The organism is Deinococcus rhizophilus (assembly GCF_030271215.1).
Classification (GTDB): Bacteria; Deinococcota; Deinococci; order Deinococcales; family Deinococcaceae; genus Deinococcus; species Deinococcus rhizophilus.
This window is the reverse complement of sequence record NZ_JASNGB010000170.1, coordinates 1-6,720: the sequence shown is the minus strand read 5'-3', so window position 1 is coordinate 6,720 and position 6,720 is coordinate 1. Positions and strand designations below refer to the sequence as shown.

Annotated in this window: 4 protein-coding genes; all 4 read left to right on the top strand. The window is 71.7% G+C overall.

Annotation, left to right across the window (positions count from 1 at the left end):
* The first annotated feature begins 295 nt into the window (after window positions 1-295).
* The 4 genes from QOL99_RS13955 (at window position 296) to QOL99_RS13940 (ending at window position 6,665) form a co-directional block, all read left to right on the top strand.
* Window positions 296-2,839, top strand: coding sequence for a BamA/OMP85 family outer membrane protein (locus QOL99_RS13955; protein WP_285524707.1), 2,544 nt, complete (start codon window positions 296-298; stop codon window positions 2,837-2,839).
* Between the two features lie 176 nt (window positions 2,840-3,015).
* On the top strand, window positions 3,016-4,704 hold the full coding sequence (locus QOL99_RS13950; protein ID WP_285524706.1) for an Rqc2 family fibronectin-binding protein: 1,689 nt from the start codon (window positions 3,016-3,018) through the stop codon (window positions 4,702-4,704).
* 100 nt (window positions 4,705-4,804) lie between these two features.
* The gene (gene panD / locus QOL99_RS13945) at window positions 4,805-5,167 is read left to right on the top strand and encodes an aspartate 1-decarboxylase (protein ID WP_285524705.1); all 363 of its coding nucleotides are present in this window, start codon (window positions 4,805-4,807) and stop codon (window positions 5,165-5,167) included.
* Between the two features lie 148 nt (window positions 5,168-5,315).
* Window positions 5,316-6,665 carry an HD-GYP domain-containing protein gene (locus QOL99_RS13940; protein ID WP_285524704.1) on the top strand — a complete coding sequence of 450 codons (1,350 nt, stop codon included), beginning with the start codon at window positions 5,316-5,318 and terminating at the stop codon, window positions 6,663-6,665.
* The last annotated feature ends 55 nt before the right edge of the window (window positions 6,666-6,720 follow it).

The window sequence follows — 6,720 nt, the reverse complement described above, 5'->3', positions numbered from 1 at the left end:
CCCGGCCTCGGCCGCGCGGATGGCGGCCAGCACCGCCGGGACGGTCATGGCCGGGCCCCGGGGCGCCTTGAGCAGCGCCTCATGGTCGGCCCCTGGGTGGGTCGGGTCACGCCCGGCATTGTGGCCCTTCGCGCCGTCCGGCTCAAGCCCCTGGGCGTGTTCCCGGAGGTGGAGGCCCCGTCAAGTCCCCTTCATCCTTCTCAGCGCCGCAGCGGAAAGGGTAGGGCAGCCGCCCACCGCATGCGCTCTGTTCAGGGTGAACAGTGCCGTGAGGCTGTGCCACACTAGGAGACACATGCGACACCCCCACACGCTCGCCCTGACCCTCGTCCTTGCCGCGCCCGCCGCCGCGCAGCAGGCCGCCACCGTGCAGGACGTGGTCGTCAACGGCACGACCGAACTGCTCGCCAACTACGTCAAGGCCACGCTGGGCGTTCAGCCCGGCTCGGCGCTTTCCAGCGTGAACCTGCGCCAGGTCGAGCAGGACGTGCTGGGCACCGGGTACTTCCGCACCGCCGTCGCCGAGTTGCGCACCGTGAATGGCCGCGACACGCTGGTCGTGAACGTCACACCCAACGCCACCATCGGCAAGATCGAGGCGACTGGCCTGACCTTCCTGCCCGCCGAGGGGTTCAAGCAGAGCATCGCCGAGCTGCTGAACGTGGCGCCCGGCGCGACCCTGAACAATGCCCGCGTCGAGCAGGCGAGAGAGGCGCTCGCGCAGAACTACCGCGCCGAAGGCTTCCCCTTTACCCCCAGCATCAGCGCCCAGACCAAGGTGAACACCGACGGCACGGTGGACGTGACCTTCGTGGTCGACGAGACCACGCCGATCACCCGGGTGGAGGTCGAGGGCGTGACCCTGCTGCCCGCCGCCCGCGTCACCGAGATCTTTAAGCCCCTGTACGACGCCAAGCGCTTCACGCCGCAGGTCTTTTACGCGGCGGTCGAGGCCCTGGGGCGGGCCTACGACGAGGCCGGGTACGTCCAGAGCGGCGTCAATGTCCTGGGCACCACGCTGGAGGGCGGCGTGCTGCGGGTGCGGGTCATCGAGGGCCGTGCCTCGGCGGTCAACTTCGACGGCGTTCAGCCTCCGGCCGGAACCACCCTGCAGACGCAGGTGGGTCAGCCCCTCTCGCTCGCGCGGCTGCAGGCCGACGTGCGGACGCTCTCGAACGCGACCGGGCGCCCGGTGGGTTTCGCGCTGCAGGCCGATCCCCAGAATCCCGCGCAGGTCGCCGTCTTCTTTGGCGCCGCCGACGTGGCGAGCGGGCCGGTGCGCTCGGTCGCGTTCAGCGGCAATACCCAGGTGCCCACCGCGACCCTGGCCGCCGCGATCAAGACCAAGCCCGGCGACGTGTACTCGCCGCAGCTGGCCCAGCAGGACTTTCTCGCGCTGCGCGACGCCTACCGCCGCGCCGGGTTTGAAATCAGCACCCGCGACGCGGTGACGTTCAACGAGGGCGTCCTGACCTTCAACATCCGCGAGGTGCGCCTGGCCGGGTACGAACTCCAGTGGCAGGGCCAGAAGCGCACCCAGGACCGGGTGATTCTGCGCGAACTGCCCGCGACCGGGGGCCTCTTCAACCTCAACGAGCTGCGGGCGGGCCTCGCGCGGGTCAGTCGCCTGGGCTACGTGCAGATCGTGGGCACCGATGTCCGCAGCGATCCACAGAACCCCGAGAACATCACCTACGTCCTGACGGTCGCCGAGAGCGGCCAGGGCATCCCGGTGGCGCTGGGACTGCAGTACGACACCCTGACCGGCTTCGCGGGGGACGTGTCCTACGAGAACCCCAACCTGTTCGGGCTGGGTCAGAACCTGACGGTGCGGGCGGGAGCGCAGCAAAACGACGCGCGGCAGAACCTCTTCGGCAGCGTGGGTTACACCATTCCCTGGCTGGACCTCGACTTCCTGGACTTCCGGGAAAACCGCACCAGCCTGAGCACCGATGTCTACAGCAACGTGTCGGGCAACCTGCCGCTCACCGACCGCAGCGGCGAGACCACCGTGGACACCGGGCGCGAGTACACCACCCGCAGCACCGGCTTCGGCGTGAGCCTGGGGCGCAGCATCACCCAGAACCTGCGGGCCTCGCTGGGCGCCGGGTACAGCTACCGCACCTACTTCCTGGAGCCGCTCAAGGAGGGCGACGAGACGGCCGTCGAGACGCCCTACACCGACGCCCAGGCGGGCGCTGCTCTGCCCGAGACCAGCCGCACCACCTCGGTCACGGCCAGCACCGTCTACGACTCGCGTGACAGCGCCGAGTTCCCGTCGAGCGGCGTGCGGGCCGACGCGCGGGCGACCTATGCCTTCGGAGCCGAGGGCGAGCGCCCGGTGGGCTGGACCACCGTGGAGGCCGGGGCCAGCACCTACCTGGGCCTGGGCCGCACTCTGGACAAGGGCGTGGGCATCCAGACCCGCCAGCAGGCCGTCGCGGTGCGCGTGAACGCCGGGACCCTGCAGGGCAACGCGCCCAGCGGCGAGGGCTTCACGGTGGGCGGGGGCAGCACCCCGGTCGCCGCGCGGCAGATTCGCGGCCTGGACAACAACCAGCTGTTCGGCACCAACTACCTGACCGCCAGCGCCGAGTACCGCTACGACTTCAACCTCACCAACTCGCTGACCCAGGGGGTCTACGGCGTGCTCTTCGCGGACGCGGGAGACGCCTGGAACGACGGCGAGGGCTTCGAGGCCAAGTACGGCATCGGGGCGGGCGTGCAGCTGAACCTGGGCTTCGGCGGGGCGCGGTTGCCCTCGCTGCGCTTCGACTACGGCTACAGCCCCCAGAACGGCAACGGCAAGTTCTACTTCCGCCTGGGCAACTTCTTCTAAGCGGGACTGGTTGTTCTAGGCTTCTTCTAGGCGGGACTGGGCAGCGGGGCAGGGGCGGGTTTCCTTCGGGGGGCCTGCCCCTTCTCCTTTGCGCCCTCCCCGGCGGCCCGGCGGCTCCCGACCCGCTACGATGCCGCCGTGAACCGCTTCCCTGACTCCCTCCCCGAGGCCCGCGCATGGAAGGGCTGATGCTCGCGCGGGTGCTGGGGGACCTGGCCCCGCACCTGCCTGCCCGCACGCTGGGCTGGGCCTTTCCCGACGAGACGACGGCCGCGCTGCTGCTCGACGGGGTGGGCAACCTGGTGCTGAGCTACCGGCCGCCGCAGCCGGTGGTGTTCGTGTCGCGCGAGCGGCTGCGCGGTGAGCCGCACAACGGCTTTCAGCGCTACCTCTCGGCGCGGGTGCGCGGCGACCTCACGGGGGCCGAGCAGCTCAAGCTCGACCGGGTGTTCGCGCTGCACTTCGCGGGGGAGGAGGGCTTCGTGCCCCAGCCTCCCACCCGGCTGCTGTTCGAGGTGACTGGGCGCAACGCCAACGTGCTGGTGTTGGAGCCCGGCGAGGGCTTTTCGGGGCGCATCCTGATCGCCGCGCGCGAGATCACCGGGAGCCGCAACCGCTTCCGCACGGTGCGCTCCGGGGGCCAGTACACCCCGCCGCCCCCCTACGACAAGCTCGATCCCCGCACCCTGACGGAAGAGGAGGCCCGCTCGCTCGCCGACCTGCCGGTCCTCCGCTGGCGGGAGCGGCTCGACGGGCTGGGGCCCCTGCTGGCGGCCGAACTCGTGCGCCGTGCGGGGGTGGCCCCCGGTGAGGCGCCCGGCGACTGCTGGCCGCAGGTGCTGGCGGCAGTGGAGTCGCTGGTGGCCGACCCCAGCGTCTCCGAGGGCGTGATGGAGGGCGGCGCCCGCGAGGCGGCCCGGTTGGAAAAGGCCGCCGCGCTGCGCAAGGCCCTGCGCGAGCCGCTGGACAAACGGGTGACCCTGCTGGGCAACCAGCTCGCGGANGCCGACCCCAGCGTCTCCGAGGGCGTGATGGAGGGCGGCGCCCGCGAGGCGGCCCGGTTGGAAAAGGCCGCCGCGCTGCGCAAGGCCCTGCGCGAGCCGCTGGACAAACGGGTGACCCTGCTGGGCAACCAGCTCGCGGACGTGGGCCGCGCCGAGGCCGGGCTGGACGCCGCCGCGCAGGACCGCACCGAGGCCGACCTGCTGATGGCCTACGCGCACACCGTCGGGCCGGGGGCCGCCTCTGCCCTCCTGCCCGCCTTCGACGGCAGCGGGGAGGTGCCGGTCGCCCTCGACCCCAGCCTCAGCGCGGTGCAGAACGCCGAGAAGCGTTACGCCCGTGCCCGCCGCCGCGAGGAGGTCTACGAGCGGCTGGCCGAGCGCGAGCCGGGGCTGCGCTCGGAACTGGGGGAGGCCAGCGCCCGCCTCACGCACCTCGACACGGCCACGCTGGAGGAGCTGGAGGCGCTCTCGGCCACCCTCCAGCAGGAGCGCCCCGGCAAAAGTCCCTACGGGATGCGCTTCAGCACCCCCGGCGGCTTCGAGGTGCTCGTCGGGCGCAACAACAAGGAAAACGCGGCGCTGACGCACCGGCTGGGCCGCAGCCTGGACCACTGGTTCCACGCGCAGGGGTACCCCGGCAGCCACGTCCTGGTGCGCTCGGGCGGGCGCGACCTCGACCTGCCCGACATCCTGTATGCCGCGAGGCTGGCCGCGGCGCACTCCAAGGCGCGGGGCAGCAGCAACGTGCCGGTGGACTACACGCGCATCAAGCATGTCTGGCGACCGCGCGGCGCTCCCGCCGGGCAGGTGCATTACACCGACCAGAAGACGGTGTTCGTGGACGGCACCCTGCCGGAGTGAGTGCCGCCGGAGTAAGTGCCGCCGGGGTGGGGAAGGCGGGGCCGCAGATCAAGACTCCCCTCACGCCCCGCCGGGCCCCCACCCCGTACAATGCCCGGCTGTGGAACGCATCATGTTCAGGGCCAAGATTCACCGCGCGACCGTCACCCAGGCGGACCTCGACTATGTCGGGAGCGTGACCATCGACCAGAACCTGCTCGATGCGGCCGACATCCTGCCCAACGAGCGGGTAGACATCTACAACGTCACCAACGGCAACCGCCTGAGCACCTACGCCCTGAGCGGCCCGCGCGGCAGCGGCGTGATCGGCATCAACGGGGCCGCCGCGCACCTGATGCACCCCGGCGACCTCGTGATTATCGCGGCGTACGGCAACTTCACCGAGGAAGAGGCCCGCCGCCTCGAACCCCGCGTGGTCATCGTGGACGCCCACAACCGCCCGGTGGACCTGCAACCCGCCTGAGCGCCGAAGGGAACGTCCGGGGAGGTCGGGGGGTGTGCCGCCGACCTCCCCGGGTGTCCAGCGCCCCACCGCCGTCATTTTTCTGACGGAATTCTAACAAATCGAATCCAGTTCAAATAAATCTTGAGCTGGCCTTTACACTTGAGCTGTGACAGTGCAGCGGCGGCTCCTCCCTCTGATGCTGATTCCTGGCGGTGCCGGGCTGCTGTGGGCAGCGTTGGCGGGTCAGACTGGCCTGCTGGCCGGGCTAGCGGTGGCCCTCGCCGCCCTGGCCTGGCCGCTGGGCGGGGCGCTGCGCTGGGCGCCGCTGGTGGGGTACGTGGTGGCCTTTTTGCTGTCGGCGGCGCGGGGGGGCGAACTCGGGTGGCCGGGACTTCTGGGGGCCCTGCTGCTGGCGGGCGGCCTGGGAGCGCTGGGCCTGCGCGACAGCCGCCTGAGGGCCGAGGCAGCCGGGCTGCGGCGGGTCACGGCGGCCTTTCAGGAGGGCAGCGGTCGGCTGGTGGAGGCGGACCGGGCCGAGGACATCGTCCGAGCGGGGGTGGCGTTGGTGGCCGGGCTGGAGTTCACGCCGCACCTCGCCCACGTGGGCTACGTGCGCGGCACCCCGCAGGTGCTGGGGGCACGGGGGGCGTTCACGGAGCACCTGCACCGGCCCATCTCCCCGGCGGGCGACAGCCACAGCGTGCAGGCCGACCACGCGCTCGCGGACGAGGTGCTGGCGCTGCTGCCGCCGGACGCGCGGGGCGAGCATCTGGCACTGCCGGTTACAGGTGGGGGGCACGACCTGGGCCTGCTGGTGTTCAGCCGCCCCGGAGCGCCCTTCAGCGCCGCCGAGCGCGGGATGCTGGAGTCGTGCGCCTGCCTGATCGGGTCGCAGCTCGGGCAGTGGGAGGCGATCTGCGAACTCCGCGACGCCAACGACCTCACCCTGCGCTCGCTGGGCGCGGCCCTGGAGCGGCGCGACGACGAGACGGGCGGCCACACCACCCGCGTGGTGGGTGCCAGCGTGCGCCTTGCCCGCTCGCTGGGCTGGGACGAGGAACGGGTCTCGGCCCTGCGGCGCGGCGCGTACCTGCACGACCTGGGCAAGCTGGCGATTCCCGACCGGGTGCTGCACAAACGCGGTCCCCTCGACCCCGAGGAGCGGCGCATTATCGAGTCGCACAGCGTGATCGGGTACAACCTGCTGCAGGACCTGCACTTCCTGCCTGCCGAGACCCTCGACCTCGTGCGGCACCACCACGAGCGCTGGGACGGCAGCGGCTACCCGGCCCGGCTGCGCGGGCACGACATCCCCGACGCGGCCCGGCTCTTCGCCGTGGTGGACGTGTACGACGCCCTGACGAGTACGCGGCCCTACAAGGCGGCGTGGCCCCGGGCGCTGGCCCTGCAAGAACTCCGGGCCCAGGCCGGGCGGCAACTCGACCCGCAGTACGTCGACGCCTTTGTGAGGATGCTCGAGGCCGAGAACCACGACGACGTGCGGCTGGTGTCCTGAAGTCCCCTCCCTCAGCCCGGCAGCGCCGCGAGGTCGGCCCGGGTGGGCGCGTAGG

Excerpts from the sequence above, each read along its gene's own strand:
- QOL99_RS13955 (WP_285524707.1), top strand. The coding sequence starts at position 296 with ATGCGACACCCCCACACGCTCGCCCTGACCCTCGTCCTTGCCGCGCCC.